Below are 16,898 nucleotides of genomic sequence, written 5' to 3'. Positions count from 1 at the left end.
GAGTGAACTTCGGCAGCTCTGCTCTCCTAGAAACGCTCTCAATCTGCGGCGTCTCCTCCCTGTAGGCCAGGCACTGCGTACTTTTCTCCATCACTGCATTTCACTGGATGCTGCTGGATAACCTGTATCTTCTGATCAGAAGATATGTCAATTTATTATATTCAAAATCATCCGTTTTGACAAGCCGGACTAAATTTAGGCCAATTTTTATCTTCTTTTAAGCTTCCTTTAAGCTTCACAGCGCGTTTCAGGATGATTTTTCAGCTAACGCTCAGCGGAATTTGATATTTTTCCTTATTAGTAAAGCCTGGCTGTCCTCATTTCCTGCGGCAGCTCTCCTGATGGCAAAGGCTTTTATACAGGGAGGGAAATTCATGCACAAACGAAGCAAGGCCTATGTTCTGCTGCTGCTTAGCACATTTGCCGTCAGTCCGGTTGCCGGGCCTGCGGTTTATACCGCTACGGCTGCTGCATCCACGGCCACAACAACGGCTGTAACGGAGACCTCAACACTCACCAAGCTCAGCGCTATCAAACTCGGAACCACACTCAGCGTGAAGCTGAGCAATGTGGGGATTTTCAGCCAATCGGGCGGAAATATCCTTACTTATACGCTGACCTATGCCAACACGGCGGACAGCAGCGTCAACATGGTCAATTATTTCTCCAAAGTGGCGACCCCCGGGGGAAACCTCATCAAAGGAGTTGCCGTAAGCGCCGATGCCTCGAAGAAAAAAATCGCCGCAGGCGAGAGCACCAGCATTACATATTATGCGAATATCGGAACCGCCACATCGGTAAAAGGACTCAAAATCAACATGTACGGCTGGAATTTCAGCGCAGCCAATTTCGAGCAGCGGATTGGTACGTTTACCGTCCCTGCTAATTACTCAGTCTCCGCCCTCCCGGGTGAGAGCAAAAAAGTGGAACTCGGCAGCATGCCTGTCACAACCAAAGCCGAATCCCTGCAAATTTACAAATATAACGGCAAGGTATACGCCAAGGCAGGCATCAGCATGACTAATCTGGGTACAAAGGTGCTCACTGATCCGGGCTACAGCTTATACCTGAAATCCTCGGGAGGGTCTATCTTCACCCTGGCACTGGATGAGAGCAGCTCAGAGTACAAAATCCAGCCGCAGGAGAAGAAAACGCTCTACTATATGACCGAAATCCCGGCCTATATGAATTTAACCAACATGACACTGCTGATCGCCAAGCTGGATGAGACGCTCAAGCTGACTCTTCCGGTTGCTTCCTATGCTCTTCCTGCCGCGAAAACCGCCGATTTCACTGTGGCCGCAGGCTACACCAAGAAGGTGTCGGTCAACAGCAACATTATGGATATGCAACTGCTGAAGGCGAATGTATACGCAGAGAATGAGTACGGGATATGGACTTATCAGTTCCGGGTGAAAAATACTGGCAGCAAAGCGGTCACCTTGCCAGCCTATGAGCTTACGGTCAAGTCGAAGGAGGGCTACACCTTCCCTATTACAACAACGGCTTTTGCCAGCCTGACACTGAAGCCGCTGGAGGAAAAGCTGATCACGCTCAGCGCAAGCATTCCGCTCACACTCGCACAGGACAAACTGGAGCTGCAGATGATTCCGCCAGCAAGCAGTGGCGATACGAATAAGATCATTCTTCCGGTCGCCTATTTCAAAATCCCCTATACGCTGGAAAGCGACACTCATGTACTCTCAGAGAACAGCGTAACAAACAATTACGGAACCTTTGGGGTCACGCTTCAGTCCTTGCTGCGTCTGCCTTGGGGCAATGAGGATCTGGTACAGGCGAAGCTGAACATCCGTAACTCCAGCTCCAAAACAATCACGCTGCCCAAGTTGAGCGGGATTCTTAAGGTGGACCAGAATGATCTGACCGCTTCATCGCAGCTTGTTATCGACAATGACACGACCACGCTTGCTCCCGGCGCGAGTGTTCAAGTTACCGTACTGGCTCATGTTCCGTACACCCTCGATATCAGACAGACCAAGATTATTCTTCAGGAAACGAGCGGCGAGAATGTATCCCAGTTCCTCTCCCTCGGCACAACCGACGGTGCTGTAACCAGCATTACTCCGCTTGCAGCCGGCAAAACCTTCAGCATTGCCACAACCGGTAAAAAAGCAAGTGTACAGGAGCGCCTGACAACCGTCTACAAAGGCAGCAGCTCCAAGCTCATCTACAGTGAAATTGAAATGAACAGTGAAGAAACCCGTCAGGCAGATCTATCACGATTGTATGCCCAGTTCAAGACGGCTGACGGACAGTACTTCGAGGCTACAGCCAACCAGTCCGAGCTGTCGACCAGTCCTAAAGGCAAGACGCTGATCACCTTTTGGGCCAAAGTACCAATCACCGTTGATACCTCCAGTCTGCAGCTCTATGTAGGCCAGGGCGTTGCCGATGGCAAGCTGACCAGCGCGGGAACGGCGGCCACCGCATATGTGAACACCGCTGCTATTCCGTTGACCGTTACGGATGTGACCGCACAGACAAGTCTCAGCAACATCTCCATGTTCCCGTACACGCTGGCGATTTCCAATTCAACAGGCAGTATTACTGCGGGAAGCAGCAATTTTACGCTGGCGGTCAACTATATTTTATCCCAGGATACGTCCTACCAGATGGGCGCTTACGGGCATAAGCTCATACTGCATATCAGCGATCCGTTTGGACAGTATTTTGAGAAGTCGATGACACTTGGAACCGACCTGACTGCCGGAACTTACACAACGTATACCACGACCTTCAGCAGCAATCTGTACCAGACTCTGGGAGGCGGCAATTACACCCTCACGCTGTACGATGAGTTCCAGGGGCAGCGGATCGCCTTGGGCAGCCAGGTCTATAACATTGATGTGACGGCAAAAGCAACGGCAACACCAACAGCGACGGCGACTCCGGGAGCTACAGCAACTCCAACAGCTACGGCAACTCCAACGGCAACGCCAGCGGCAACAGCAACTCCAGCACCTTCTCCATCCGCTTCCGGGGCATCCGGGGCTGGCGGCAACTAAGAGGTTACTCAAGCAAACGATGCTTAATGCATAACAAATGAACCACTCTGCCTTTTATATTGAAGCAAGATGGAGGATCGGAATGAACAAGAAGAAAAAAATAATTATCGCCTCAAGCGTCGTTGTCGTTGCCATCGCGGGTATCCTTGCCTATGTCCTTTGGCCTGACCAGAACAAGGAGGTTAACGCGGCTCCGCTGAATACGGCAACCGTGACCAAAGGAAATATCCTGGTCGGGGTATCGGGCTCCGGGTCCGTCTCGGCGATTAACAGTGAGAGCATCCGCACCAAGGAAGCCGGGGAAGTCGATAAGGTTATGGTTAAGAAGGGCGATGTCGTTAAAAAAGGAGCCGTGCTGATCACCTTTGTAGCCGCAGATCTAAGCGACAAGCTCAAAGAAGCGAATAAATCGCTGGCAAATCTGAAGACAGAGCTGGAAAACAAACAGGAAAATTACAAAACGCTGGCGATGAACAACGCTACGGACGATGAGCTGGAATCGGCAAAAACAGCTATCGACAAGGCGAAAAGCGATATTCAGGACCAGCAGGACTCCATCGCGGAAATTCAGGACGATATGGTTCCTCCCGACCCGTTAACTGCTCCAATCGACGGTACCATTACCGCAGTGAATATTACGGACGGGGAACAGGCACAGAACGGCTCCGAACTGCTCACCATGACGGATTATGTGAATCTGAGCGTTACGGTGCAGGTCGATGAGCTGGATATTCCGAAGGTCAAGCTGAATCAAGCGGCTACAATTACACTGGATGCCCTCGAAGATAAGGAATTTACCGGCAAGGTCATTGATATCGCCAAAGAAGGCACGTCCTCCAACGGTGTCTCGCTGTTCGATGTTACAGTGGGCTTGAATAAGTCAGATGGCGTACTTGTCGGCATGTCAGCGGAAGTAGCTATTACCATTGAGCAGAAAAAAGATGTGTTGACCGTGCCCCTCGAAGCGGTCACGGAAGTGAACGGCAAGTATTTCGTAGCTGTGCCGACAACATCGGCAGACAACAGCGCCGCAGGAAATGCTGCCGATGGGCAAGCGGCTGGAGCCAAGCCGGCTGAGAGCCAAGCACCCAGCGGACAAGGTGCTGATGGTCAGTCGGCGGGAGGACAAGCGGCGGGGGAACCACCTGCACAAAGCCAGGCGGCGGTCGGGCAAGCGTCCGGCAGACAACCCGCAGAAGGCCAGGCCCCCGGCGGGCAAGCGGCTGGCGGCGGGTTCCCGGGTGGTGAAGCGGGCGGCCGGGGCGGCATGGCTTCAGGCTACGGCCAAGGCGGAGGACGAAGCGGTGCAGGCTTCGGTCAGGCCGGTGGCCGAAGTGGTGCAGGCACAGCCTCCGGCCAGAAGCGGGTTGCGGTTGAAGTGGGCATCCACGACGAGAGCAGCATTGAAATTGTCAGTGGGCTAAGCGAAGGCGATGAAGTGATTATTCCTACCGTGATTTCGACAAAGACGTCTTCTGAAACGCAGACCCAGGCCGGCGGCATGGGCGGCGGGTTCGGCGGCGGAGGTATGAGCGGCGGCATGTCCGGTGGCGGATTCAGCGGCGGTAGTGGTGGCGGATTTTCCGGTGGCGGTGGTGCTCCCGGAGGCGGGGGTGGCGGCCGATGAGTTCCGCTGAACCGCTGATCCGGGTCGAGAACATGGTTCACCGCTATACGATGGCCGGAGAATCAATGACCATCCTCAAGGGGCTGTCCTTTACTATTGATTACGGCGAATTTGTAGCGATTATAGGGCCTTCCGGCTCCGGCAAGTCAACCTTGATGAATATGCTGGGCTGTCTGGACGTTGCCGTTGAAGGGGATTACTTCCTGGACGGCCAGGAGATCCGCAAGCTGTCGGATAATAAGCTTGCACAGATCCGCAATGAGAAGATCGGCTTTATCTTTCAGAACTTCAATCTTCTTCCCAAGCTGTCCGCTATTGAAAATGTAGAGCTTCCGCTGATCTACCGCAAAATGCCGCACCGGGAGCGGCGGGAAGTGGCCCGGACCTCACTGGTCCGGGTAGGACTGGAAGAGCGGATGCACCACCGCCCGTCTGAACTATCAGGCGGGCAGCAGCAGCGGGTTGCCATCGCCAGAGCGCTGGCGGGGGCACCCCCGATTCTGCTTGCCGACGAGCCAACCGGAGCGCTGGACACCAAGACCGGCCAGGAGGTCCTCCAAATGATCCGCGAGCTCAACGAACAGGGCCACACCATTATTCTGATCACACATGATCTGGAGATAGCCCAGCAGGCCAAGCGGATCATTCGTATCCAGGACGGGAATCTCGTAGAGGATCGGAGGAATGTCTGAATGATGCTTTTTCAGAGTATGAAAATGGCCATCAAAAGTATTCTCAGCAGTAAAATAAGGGCTTTCCTTACGATGCTTGGGATCATTATCGGCGTATCCTCCGTCATTGCGCTGGTATCTATCGGTCAAGGAACCACCTCACAGATTACCGAATCCCTGAATTCCCTCGGAACCAATCAATTGACGGTTAACATTATGGGCCGGGGCGCCACCACCTCGCTGACCTATGAGGAAGCATTGGCACTTGGCGACATTGAGGGTGTAGACGGCGTATCTCCTGTGATCAGCGGCAACGTCACCGCCAAGAACGGAACAGAAAATACGACTGTATCCATTGAAGGAATTACCCCGGCTTATGAGGATGTGCAGGATTTTCATGTACAGTCAGGCCGCTTCCTGCTCGATATCGACACAGAGTACCGGCAAAAGGTCGCCCTTATCGGCTCGGACACAGCGGAAACCTTGTTCGGCACCGATGATCCTGTAGGTCAAAAGGTACAGCTGAACGGAAGAAGCTTCAAAATTGTCGGACTGCTGGAATCGAAAGGCTCAAGCCTGGGAGGGTCCAATGACGAGAAAATCCTGATTCCCATCTCTACGGCTGAACGGTTCCTGCAAAGCAAAGGTGTTCGGTCCATCACCATAACAACCACCTCTGCGGATAATGTGACCGCGGTTAAGACGAAGCTGGAAGCTGCGCTAGATGCAAAATTCAACTACGCCGACAATTCCTACTCCGTCTTCGATGCCCAGGAAATGCTGGAGACCGTATCTTCAACCAGCGATACACTGTCAATGGCACTGGGCGGTATTGCCGGGATTTCCTTGTTTGTAGGCGGCATCGGCATCATGAACATCATGATTGTCTCCGTCAATGAACGGACGCGGGAGATCGGGATTCGCAAAGCCATCGGCGCCAAGAAAATTAATATCCTGATGCAGTTCATGATCGAGTCTATTGTCCTAAGCGGATTCGGGGGACTGCTTGGCGTTGGCTTAGGCCTGGGGATCAGTTGGGCCGTTGGAAACTATACTTCGATGAATGTGGCAACCTCCTGGAACATGGTGATCATCTCCTTCCTGTTCTCCCTGTTTATCGGCGTTGTATTTGGAATGATGCCTGCGAACAAAGCGGCAAGAATGCGGCCGATCTATGCACTCCGAAGCGAATAACACCTGCATTTCTTTACTTTTTGCAATATGAAAATGGTTAAGCCGCAAGCCTCCTGCCGCCGGGAGGCTTGCGGCTTTTTGGACATGCAAAGGCATACGCTCGCGTAGCCCTGCAAAATAACCGCATAGACGGGCGAAGCTTAGCCCCTGTCAGAGGGCTATTTTCTCCCATAAATGACTGCTTTCTGCAGAACTGCAACCCGGGACCTAGCATGTACGGATTATTGCTGCAGTCGGGTATTCGTTTGCAAAAAAGTTGGGTAATAGGACTCAAGGGTAGGAATTCATAAGGTAGTAGGTCCCGGATCTGACTCCGCAGGTTTATGTATACAGCAATGAGAGCACTTATAAGTTTTATGCGGGGGTGGATGACAGTGGCAGGTTTTACCGAGGTCAAAAGCACACGATTAATTCTATTATTCGCTGCCAGTTCCGTTCTTCTCGTCGGCATCAGCATCGCATCTCTGCTCTATCTGAACTACACGATGAACAGACTGTCAGCTTCCCTGTACAACGATGTCTATCAGAACTCTGAGCTGATCCTGAATGCTGACCGCGACCTGTACCAGGCCGCACTTGCGCTTCATACGGCAATGGACGGAGATATCACCAGTGAAGAGCGCAGCCAGCTATCCCGGGAATTCGAGGAGAACAATGCGCAGGCGAGACAGCGGCTTGGCATAGCCAGCCACAATGTCACCTCCGTGAGGAACACACTTAATGGAATGAAGCAGAGCAAGCTGCTGCTCGAAGAGCTGAAGAAGACGCTGGACAGCTTTGACAGCTCCTTCGAGACCTGGTCGGACACAGGCCGGAGCCTCATCTCGCAGCGGGTCCAGAGCGGTTCAAGACCGGTGCCCTTCTCAGCACAGCAAACCAAAGCTCTGCTGTACGAGGTACGGGAGCATCTGGATAAAGCCGAGCAGTTGATCGACAGCTATGCCCAGCAGATTACCCTGGAGTTCAGGAATCAAAAAAGCTCACTGTTCGCCTTATATTCCCTGTTCTTGTTCCTGCTTGTTTTGGTCATTATTTATCTCAGCCGCAAGCTGATTTCACTGCAAAATGAAATGCTGGAGGAGAAATCCCTATACCAGTTAATCGGGGAAACGATGTCTGACTTTATTATTTTGACCGACCCTGACGGGGTGATTATGTATGCTTCTCCTTCGCATGCCAGCGTGCTGGGCTACATACCAGGTAAAGGTTCTCCGCTCTCCAACTATATCCGTGAGGCAGAGGTCTCCTGGATGAAGCTCAAAAACATGGTCCAGGCCGCTACGCGCATTTCCGAGCTGCGTATGCGTTCGGCGGAAGGACACTGGGTATGGCTCGAAACGAAGGTAACCCTCATTAGCGGCAGCCAGGCATTTCCTGCGCAATTCATGCTGGTATCCCGCGAGATTACACAGCGCAAGCAGAATGAGGAACGCCTCCACAAGATGGCCTTTTATGACCACTTGACCGCCATCCCCAACAGGGCCCATTTCAAAATGTACATGGAGAACCTGATCGGCCAGCCGGAGGAGCACAGACAGGCTATTGCGCTCGCCCTGCTCGATTGCGACCGGTTCAAGCAACTCAACGACACGCTCGGCCACCTGGCGGGAGATGAATTCCTCCAATTGCTCTCCCGCGAGCTGCAGCAGACCGTGAAGGGCTTCGGCCAGGCTTTCCGCATTGGCGGGGATGAGTTCGCCGTGGTACTGCACCGCTTCACCACTCCACAGATGCTAAGTGAAATACTGGACCGCCTGCTGCAATTGTTCAATCAATCATGGCCCATCCATCAAGGGGCCAGCTTCCATAGCACAGCCAGCATCGGTGTAGCGCTGTATCCGCAGCATGGCAGCAGTATCAATGAGCTGCTCCGGGCCGCGGACCTTGCGATGTACCGCTCCAAAAAGCATGGCGGTAATGAGGTCAATCTGTACAGCGAGCTGATGAATGAAGAATATTCTGAGCCTCCTAAACCATAATAGTCCAGAGAGAAAGATATAAGAAAAGGCTGTTCTATTGAGCCGATCACCAACAGCGGTGACCCTCAGAACAGCCTCTTTTCTATTTAACTGGTCATCTGCAGCGGATCATCCGCATTGCCGCCGTTCTCCTGCCCGCGGTCGCGCACCAGCACTTTGACAAGCTCAGCGCTTCCGGAGCAATCAATGAAACGGTCGCCGCTGCCGTCCTTCTCTTCCCAGTCGCCCAGCCGCAAAATGTAGCCTACCCTGTCCATGCTCGGAAGCACTTCAACCCGCGCCACCGCATGTCCATCCTCCATGTGCCTGAAGTCGCATTGTCCATCCTGAATGCCTGTACCCCACACCCAAAGATTCCAGCCCCGGTAATCGCCGTCCGGGCGGTCATAATGAATCTCAATAATCTTGGCTCTGGGTAAAGGCTCGCCGTATTTGTCATACAGCACCATCATTGACAAGCCTTCGACCTGCACCTCATGGCCCTCTGTCTGGCGGAAGGCATCCGCCCCGGCACGGGTGTGGTCAACTACGATGTTCCAGCAGCCGTCCGTTTCAGGGAGAGTGTGCGTGACCGGCCCCAGGTTGGCATTAAAAATCACCACGATATTGTTCCAGGCATCACCGCCTGCATTATCCTTCAGCATATAAGAGACCACCCCGCCATCACAGCGGAGAAATTCCAGCGACCGTTCTATTTCCAGGCGTCCATGCAGCCGGAAGGCCGGATGCGACTTACGCAGCTCAATAAGCCCCTTGTAATATTGAAAAACAGGACTGAACATCCTCTTATTCTCCCAGCGGATCGCGTTGATCACATCCGGGCTGCGGTAGCTGTTATGATCGCCATACTTGCTGCGCAGGAATTCATCCCCCGCCTGCATAAAGGGAATACCCTGCGAGGTCAAAATAATCCCGCTCGCCAGCAGAGAGCGGCGCACCGTCTCATCGCCGAGAATATCCTGCGAATCAAGCGTAGCGTAAGGATTGGCTGCGAATACCGCCGCCTCCAGATCGCCGCCGTCCTTCAGCCTTCCATTCTCAAGCTCCGGCAGCCCTGCTTCCCGCCGCAGGCCTTGCGTAGCAAGCACCTTATCCCACAGGTTCAAATTATCGTGGGCGGTAATATAGTTCACCGTCTCCACAGGAGAGTCGGTAAACTCATGAATCGCGCCCTTGATCCCTGATGCAACCGCACCTTCTTTGCCGTATTCTCCGGTTGCGAAGCCTTTGCCCCAGCCGTCGCTGTCGCCCTTGATTGCCGCACGGAAGTTATCGTTGAAGACCGCATACCCTTTGCCCCGCTGTACACCCTTGAGTGTTTTGGCTGAAAGCGGCGAGTCTCCTCCCGTCCAGGGCTCACCGTAGATGAGCAGACTCGGGTTAATCTCCAAACGCAGTTCTTCGGTAATTTCGCGCATCGTTACGCTGTCGATAAGCCCCATAAGGTCAAACCGGAAGCCGTCAATATGATATTCAGAAGCCCAGTAGGCCAAGGAATCCTTAATATATTTGCGCACCATCGGCCGTTCAGTGGCGAGCTCATTGCCGACTCCCGAGCCGTTGGACAGTCTTCCATTATAGTCGCGGCGGTAGAAATAATCCGGCACAAGAGGCTGAAATGGCCCCTTCTCCACAGAATACGTATGGTTGTACACGACATCCATAATCACCGAAATCCCCCGGCTGTGCAGCGCTTGCACCATTTCCTTCATTTCACGGATGCGGGTTCCTGGATCAGAAGGATTCGTGCTATAAGAGCCTTCCGGCACATTATAGTGCTGCGGATCATACCCCCAGTTATATTCCGTGAAAATGGACTCAGCGCTGCTCTTACCGCCCGCTCTCAATTCATCTATGGTCTGAAAATCGAAGACCGGCATCAGGTGCACATGGGTAATTCCCAGCTCGGCCAAATGATCAATGCCTAGCAGATGTCCTGAAGAATCCCGCAGCCCACCTTCGGTAAAAGCCTTGAATTTCCCTTTGTGCTGCATTCCCGAGCTCTCATCCGCCGAGAAGTCACGCACATGCAGCTCATAAATGACAGCATCGGCGGGATGCGCCAGAACAGGGGAAGCATCCTCGCCCCATCCCGCAGGATCGGTATCGCGCAGATCAATAATCGCCGACCGCACACCATTTGCCGATACCGCTTTGGCATAAGGATCTGCCGCTTCTTCCAGCGTACCGTCGGCAAAAACCGTCCGGTACATGTAATATTTGCCCTTCATATCCCCGGAGAGCCGTGCCAGCCAAACGCCGCCCTCCTGCCGCAGCATATTTACAATCCGCCCGCTGTCCCTGAAATGGGAGCCTGCTCCCGCCTCGCCGTTCCCGCCAGTTTCATATAATACCAGCGACACGGTAAAAGCAGTGGGGGCCCAGACTTTAAAAAGGCTGTATGACGTAGTGTAGGTTAAGCCCAGGTCTTTTCCGTCATAGGTCTCTATCACTGTCTCTGCATTTATATAATTGCTGCTCATTCAATTCACCATCCTAGTGCTCCCGTCAGACTGCCGGAAGACGATCACTTATTAATACCCAACTATTTCCACTTAATAGACAAATAATACTTGCATAGCTCTGTAAGCGATGAATAAGGACGTACCATATCATATGTAACATTATGTTCACATGTTTGGGTCCCAGAGTATAATCTATCCTGAAATAACGATGTCCGAACAGAGGATATTGTTATGGAAGCCTCGAATTTGGCAAAGCCAAATTGAGGGCCTACCATGAAATTTCATCGTCTGAAGTGCCGCGAAAGAGCGGCATGGCTGTTGCTGTCCACTCTTCCTTTATCGGCAGGAAAGTTCCACCAGTTAAGCTTGCAAAGTGAAAGCAGCTAGTCTATCGAAAGTATAGTATACCTTTCTATGAACCCGATAGCCACTGTAAATCATTACTTACATAAAAAAACGGCCCCCAGAGGAGGCCGTAACATTGTAGTTGGAAAAGTAAACTTACAGAAACGGAGTAAAACTAGCAGTACAACAATTAATTCACGCTGCTCTGTACCAGTGCAGCTACTTCTTCGGCGGTGCTGAGCTGCAGCGCCTTCGCGGCCATTTCCTTCATTTCGGCTGCGGACAGCTTGGAGATCTGGCTGCGGGCCGGCAGAATGGAAGTGGCGCTCATACTGAATTCATCAAGGCCAAGGCCCAGCAGCAGCGGAATCGCGGTGCTGTCCCCGGCCATTTCGCCGCACATGCCCGTCCATTTGCCTTCGGCATGGGCAGCGTCGATCACGATTTTGACCAGACGCAGAATGGCCGGATTGTATGGCTGATACAGGTAGGATACCTGTTCATTCATACGGTCGGCAGCCATTGTATATTGGATAAGGTCATTGGTTCCGATACTAAAGAAATCGACTTCCTTGGCGAACTGGTCAGCCAGCACCGCGGTTGAAGGAATCTCCACCATGATGCCGAGCTGAATGTTGTCCGACACTTCCTTGCCTTCTTCGCGGAGATTGGCCTTCTCTTCGAGCAGCAACGCACGGGCTGCACGGAATTCGCCAAGCGTGGCGATCATCGGGAACATAATGCGCAGGTCGCCGTGGGCACTTGCTCTCAGCAAGGCGCGCAGCTGCGTACGGAAAATATCCTGACGGTCCAGACACAGCCGGATCGCGCGGAAGCCCAGGAACGGGTTCATTTCCTTCGGCAGCTCCAGGTATGGCAGCTCCTTGTCGCCGCCGATGTCCAGCGTGCGCACAACAACCGGCTTGCCCTTCATGTTCTCCAGTACAGTGCGGTACGCATTGTACTGAATCTCTTCGGAAGGCAGCTTGTCACGGCCCATATACAAGAACTCGGTACGGTAAAGGCCTACGCCTTCGCCGCCGTTCTCGATTACACCGTTCACATCGTTTGGTGTGCCGATGTTGGCGGCCAGCTCTACATGCTTGCCGTCAGCCGATACGGTCGGCTCATCGCGGAGCTTTTTCCACTCGGCGATTTGCAGATTGTACGCTTCCTGCTTGGCTTTGTACTCTGCAACTTCAGCATCGCTAGGGTTGATCAGCACATCGCCGCTCAGACCGTCAACAATGACCAGATCGCCTGCCTTGACTACAGACAGCACGTTCTTCGTACCGACCACCGCAGGAATTTCCAGCGAGCGGGCCATGATTGCCGAGTGTGAGGTGCGTCCGCCGATATTCGTCGTGAAGCCCTTGACGAAGTTGCGGTTCAACTGTGCTGTATCCGAAGGCGTCAAATCCTGGGCGATGACAATGACTTCCTCGCTGATCTCGGCAGGACTGACATAATGAATCCCCAGCAGATGGTTCAGCACACGTTTGGTCACATCACGCATATCGGCTGCTCGTTCCTGCAGGTACGCGCTTTTCATATTTTCGAACATTTCAATAAACTGAGATGCTACTTCATTTAAGGCGTAGTCCGCGTTCACCGATTCCTCGCGGATTTTGTCCATTACGGGACTGATCAGCTCGGGATCTTCGAGAATCAGCAGATGGGATTCAAAAATCTCCGCCTTCTTCTCGCCCAGCTCAGCGAGTGTGCGTTCCTTGATGCTCAGCAGCTCCGCTTTGGATTTGTCCAAAGCAGCATTCAGCTTGGCAAGCTCAGCTTCGGCATCACTGACAGCAGATTTCGTAATGGTATAATCCGGATGTTCCAGGATAAAGGCACGGGCTACTGCAATACCTGCCGAAGCCGCGATTCCTGAAATTTTACTCATGGAGCTCTCCCAGCCCTTCTTTAACCATCACATCCTGCAGTGCGGACAGAGCTTCAGTTTCTTCACTGCCTTCGGTAATCAGAGTCAGAGTGTCTCCAGCTTCAAGACCCAAAGACAATACGCCAAGGATGGATTTCAGAGTTACCTTTTTGCCTTTAGCTTCTGCGAAAGATTCGGTGCTTTTGAATTTGGTAGCTGTATTTACCAGCGCTGTTGCCGGGCGTGCGTGAATTCCGTCTTCGTCAATAATTCTGAATGTTTTTTGCATGATATGATCCAACTCGCTTTCTATTATTTGGGATTGTAATTTATGGTAAAGGGCAGCACTCCCCTTAATTATAAGGGAAGCGCTGCACCATTGCACATTTACCGGATGGTGATGATATCCTTGTCGCCGATAGCCACTTTGCCCGGCTTATTCAAGGTTACGGCAGATCCTTCAGGCAGATTGGAGAAAATCACCGGAGAAATTACGGAAGGCGCATGGGCCTTAACATATTCCAGATCGACCTCCATAATCGGCTGCCCTGCGGCTACCAGATCGCCTTCTTCGACTAGAACCGTGAACCCTTGGCCCTTGAGCTTAACGGTGTTCACACCGATATGCACCAGCACTTCCTTGCCGCCGTCGGACATAATGCCGACTGCATGCTTGCTTGGGAACACGTTGAACACTTTACCGTATACCGGTGAAGCAATCTTGCCATCATCCGACAGGAAGGCAAAACCGTCGCCGGTCATCTTCTGCGAGAAGACCGCATCCGGTACTTCCGTGATATCAAGCAGCTCACCGTTAACCGGAGAGACGATATCTTCAGGGACAATGGCCGTGCCCTGCTCACCTGACTGCTTCTCAAGCTCTGGCTGCGGAGCAACAGGCGCAGCGGCTGGTGTTCTGCCGTTCATCACATCTTGAATCTGCGACTTGATCGTATCGGAACGGGTTCCGAAGATGGCCTGAACGTTGTTGCCGACTTCGAGTACGCCGGAAGCGCCCAGCTTCTTCAGGCGGCCCTTATCCACACCTGCTTTATCTTTAACCTCTACACGAAGGCGTGTAATGCAGGCATCGAGATGCGTAATGTTCTCTTTGCCGCCTAGCGCGGAGAGAATGTTGCGCGGCAGATCGTCGCCGCTTGTCGATACACTCTCTGTGCTGGTCTCTTCCACATCAGCCTCCGGATCTTCACGGCCCGGAGTTCTAAGATTGAACTTACGGATAACGAAACGGAATCCGAAGTAGTAGATGACCGCAAGCACCAGACCTACCGGAATGACCAGCCACCAGGCTGTACGGTTCGGGATTACACCGAAGAGCACATAGTCGATGAACCCGCCGGAGAAGGTCATCCCGATTTTGACATTAAGGATATGCATGGTCATGAAGGACAGACCCGCAAACACGGCATGCACTGCGAATAGCAGCGGAGCCACGAACAGGAATGAGAATTCCAGCGGCTCAGTGATCCCTGTGAGGAAGGAAGTAAGCGCTGCGGAAACCATCAAGCTGCCGACAACCCGTTTGTTCTCAGGTCTGGCTTCATGATAGATCGCGAGTGCCGCTGCCGGCAGGCCGAACATCATGAACGGATATTTACCAGTTGTAAAGGTACCTGCTGTAAATGGGACACCGTCGCGAAGCTGCTGCATGAAGATCCGTTGGTCCCCGCGGACCAGGTCTCCGGCTTTGTCGATATAGCTTCCGAATTCATACCAGAACGGTGAGTAGAAGATGTGATGCAGACCGAACGGAATCAGGGAACGCTCAATAACCCCGAAGATAAAGGCTGACAGCGTCAGATTCGTATCAATCATACTCTGCGAGACATAGTTCAGGCCGTGCTGAATCGGCGGCCAGACAATTGTCAATACAAGACCAAGGATCAGGGAAGTAACTGCTGTCATAATCGGAACAAAACGTTTACCCGCGAAGAAGCCGAGATAGGACGGCAGCTCTATGCGGAAGAACCTTTTGTACATGGACGCAGCCAAGATACCGACCAGAATACCGCCGAATACGCCGGTCTGCAGGGTTGGAATCCCCAAGACGCTGGCATAGGCAAAATCCTGCTTACTCAGCACCCATTGATTGATACCGAGCACGGTTCCCATGGTAACGTTCATTACCAGGAACCCGATGATTGCCGCGAGTCCCGCGACCCCCTCACCGCCGGCAAGCCCGATGGCTACCCCGACCGCGAAGAGAAGTGATAAGTTGCTAAAAACAATTTGTCCCGAATTCATTAACACATTGGCAATGGCTTGAACCACATTATTTTGCAGTGCCGGCACATACTGCAGGAAATCGGGGTTAACCAGCATATTGCCGATCCCAAGCAGCAACCCTGCGGCGGGAAGAATGGCCACCGGCAGCATAAGTGCTTTACCGACCCGCTGTAGCACGCCAAACAGCTTTTTGAACATTGGGGTCACTCCTTTAATATTATTTTCCATTCAAACAGAAGCCAAAAAAGGCATGAGCAACACAATATAAAGGATGTTCCTCTAACATAAGGTTAGAATACCCCGACTTGGGGCTGAACAACCAAAATACTGTAAATCACTCATGCCTGATCGTATCAGTTACACGCTTTGTATTCTGTTTTGCATAATAACAGGGACTATTGTAGCACCGCTCATTTGAACATGCAAGCAAAAAAATTTCCGCACATTTGCGAAGCCATTACTTACCGTTCTGCATATCCGCTTCATCCTCTTTTTTCTGGGCGAGGCGCTGCAGGTGAATCGTCAGGTAGCTTACCTCTGCCGGGTACACCGGGATGTGCACTCTTTGCTCGATCACCTTGGTCAGCTTCCAGGCCAGCATATACATCTCGGGATATTCACGTTTCATAAGGCCGTCCAATGAAGAGGTCTCTCTGACGGTCTCTCCGCGCCGCAGCCTCTCCAGAACAAACCGCAGGTGAGTAACCAGCCGGGAATAATCCAGCGAGTTACGCGGGATATGATAATCCAGACTATCCTCTACGAGATTCACCAAATCGCCAATCAATAGCGAATGCTGCCTCACCTCAGAAATATGCCGGTTGCTGAGTGCGCTGACAATATGCAGGGCGATAAAACCGATTTCATCGGAGGGTAGTGTTACTCCCATCGCCCCGTTAATCCGCTCCACCGCATATTCTGCGAGACGGTATTCTTCCGGGTAGATTTCTTTGGTCTCGTATAGAAAAGGATTATGTATCGGTATATTCTGTTCATGGCGCCGGATCGCAAAGGAAATATGATCGGTAAGCGCAATGTGGATATGCTCATTCAGCGACTGGCTGCTGTTCTGCATGATATGAAGGACAATTTCCTGCACAACCTCAATCAGCTTCTCGTCCACCTGGGGAACGAGCTGCTTGTATTGTTCCTGCTCCTCCTGATTGCGGAGAATAAACATCTTCTCTACGGAGGACAGACTGATCTGGTCATGCATTTTACGGTTATACCCGATCCCCTTGCCAATAACGACCACTTCGGCATACTGGGGGTGCCGGGCAATAATAACATTGTTGTTGAGCACCTTAGCCACAGTAATACTGCTCACTTCCGACACCTCTTTTAATTCTGAATACCCTTTCCTTTTGAAGCAGCCCGTATAACGAAGCAGCATGTGAAGATTATACTTGAGCTACCATCATAACATCAAGAAAGCGATTTTAGAAGGGTACCAGACGACAGG

Annotated in this window: 10 protein-coding genes; 5 read left to right on the top strand and 5 right to left on the bottom strand. The window is 52.3% G+C overall.

Features of this window, described 5'->3' with window-relative positions; all coding sequences use genetic code 11:
• The first annotated feature begins 374 nt into the window (after nucleotides 1-374).
• The 5 genes from ACX1DY_RS14070 to ACX1DY_RS14050 all read left to right on the top strand — a co-directional run bounded on the left by ACX1DY_RS14070 (nucleotide 375) and on the right by ACX1DY_RS14050 (nucleotide 8,497).
• Nucleotides 375-3,026: a hypothetical protein gene (locus tag ACX1DY_RS14070; RefSeq protein WP_458964820.1), complete on the top strand. Its 2,652-nt coding sequence runs from the start codon at nucleotides 375-377 to the stop codon at nucleotides 3,024-3,026.
• Between the two features lie 82 nt (nucleotides 3,027-3,108).
• Nucleotides 3,109-4,653, top strand: a complete 1,545-nt coding sequence (locus ACX1DY_RS14065) for an efflux RND transporter periplasmic adaptor subunit (protein ID WP_458964819.1) — start codon at nucleotides 3,109-3,111, stop codon at nucleotides 4,651-4,653.
• A complete protein-coding gene (locus ACX1DY_RS14060) occupies nucleotides 4,650-5,345 on the top strand; it encodes an ABC transporter ATP-binding protein (protein ID WP_458964818.1) in 696 nt (231 codons plus the stop codon). Before ACX1DY_RS14065 ends, ACX1DY_RS14060 begins: the two co-directional genes overlap by 4 nt.
• Entirely contained in the window at nucleotides 5,346-6,518 is a 1,173-nt protein-coding gene (locus tag ACX1DY_RS14055; protein ID WP_458964817.1) for an ABC transporter permease, read from the top strand. It abuts the gene before it with no gap.
• 374 nt (nucleotides 6,519-6,892) lie between these two features.
• Nucleotides 6,893-8,497, top strand: coding sequence for a diguanylate cyclase domain-containing protein (locus ACX1DY_RS14050; protein WP_458964816.1), 1,605 nt, complete (start codon nucleotides 6,893-6,895; stop codon nucleotides 8,495-8,497).
• A gap of 86 nt (nucleotides 8,498-8,583) precedes the next feature.
• Here the strand turns inward: ACX1DY_RS14050 and pulA are convergent, their stop codons facing one another.
• From pulA to glcT, 5 genes are all read right to left on the bottom strand, one after another.
• The gene (gene pulA / locus ACX1DY_RS14045) at nucleotides 8,584-10,980 is read right to left on the bottom strand and encodes a type I pullulanase (RefSeq protein WP_458964815.1); all 2,397 of its coding nucleotides are present in this window, start codon (nucleotides 10,978-10,980) and stop codon (nucleotides 8,584-8,586) included.
• Between the two features lie 517 nt (nucleotides 10,981-11,497).
• Nucleotides 11,498-13,210 carry a phosphoenolpyruvate--protein phosphotransferase gene (gene ptsP / locus ACX1DY_RS14040; RefSeq protein WP_458964814.1) on the bottom strand — a complete coding sequence of 571 codons (1,713 nt, stop codon included), beginning with the start codon at nucleotides 13,208-13,210 and terminating at the stop codon, nucleotides 11,498-11,500.
• Nucleotides 13,203-13,478, bottom strand: coding sequence for an HPr family phosphocarrier protein (locus ACX1DY_RS14035; protein WP_028530907.1), 276 nt, complete (start codon nucleotides 13,476-13,478; stop codon nucleotides 13,203-13,205). Before ACX1DY_RS14035 ends, ptsP begins: the two co-directional genes overlap by 8 nt.
• Before the next feature lie 98 nt (nucleotides 13,479-13,576).
• Nucleotides 13,577-15,634: a glucose-specific PTS transporter subunit IIBC gene (gene ptsG / locus ACX1DY_RS14030; protein WP_458964813.1), complete on the bottom strand. Its 2,058-nt coding sequence runs from the start codon at nucleotides 15,632-15,634 to the stop codon at nucleotides 13,577-13,579.
• Nucleotides 15,635-15,893: 259 nt separating this feature from the next.
• Nucleotides 15,894-16,763 carry a glucose PTS transporter transcription antiterminator GlcT gene (glcT, locus tag ACX1DY_RS14025; protein ID WP_458964812.1) on the bottom strand — a complete coding sequence of 290 codons (870 nt, stop codon included), beginning with the start codon at nucleotides 16,761-16,763 and terminating at the stop codon, nucleotides 15,894-15,896.
• Nucleotides 16,764-16,898: the final 135 nt, after the last annotated feature.

Source organism: Paenibacillus sp. BAC0078, from assembly GCF_054483875.1.
Note: the sequence above shows the minus strand (reverse complement) of the source record. Positions and strands in the feature narration are given on the sequence as shown.

Excerpts from the sequence above, each read along its gene's own strand:
- ACX1DY_RS14070 (WP_458964820.1), top strand. The coding sequence starts at position 375 with ATGCACAAACGAAGCAAGGCCTATGTTCTGCTGCTGCTTAGCACATTT.
- ACX1DY_RS14035 (WP_028530907.1), bottom strand. The coding sequence starts at position 13,478 with ATGCAAAAAACATTCAGAATTATTGACGAAGACGGAATTCACGCACGC.
- ACX1DY_RS14055 (WP_458964817.1), top strand. The coding sequence starts at position 5,346 with ATGATGCTTTTTCAGAGTATGAAAATGGCCATCAAAAGTATTCTCAGC.
- ptsP (WP_458964814.1), bottom strand. The coding sequence starts at position 13,210 with ATGAGTAAAATTTCAGGAATCGCGGCTTCGGCAGGTATTGCAGTAGCC.
- ptsG (WP_458964813.1), bottom strand. The coding sequence starts at position 15,634 with ATGTTCAAAAAGCTGTTTGGCGTGCTACAGCGGGTCGGTAAAGCACTT.
- ACX1DY_RS14065 (WP_458964819.1), top strand. The coding sequence starts at position 3,109 with ATGAACAAGAAGAAAAAAATAATTATCGCCTCAAGCGTCGTTGTCGTT.
- pulA (WP_458964815.1), bottom strand. The coding sequence starts at position 10,980 with ATGAGCAGCAATTATATAAATGCAGAGACAGTGATAGAGACCTATGAC.
- ACX1DY_RS14060 (WP_458964818.1), top strand. The coding sequence starts at position 4,650 with ATGAGTTCCGCTGAACCGCTGATCCGGGTCGAGAACATGGTTCACCGC.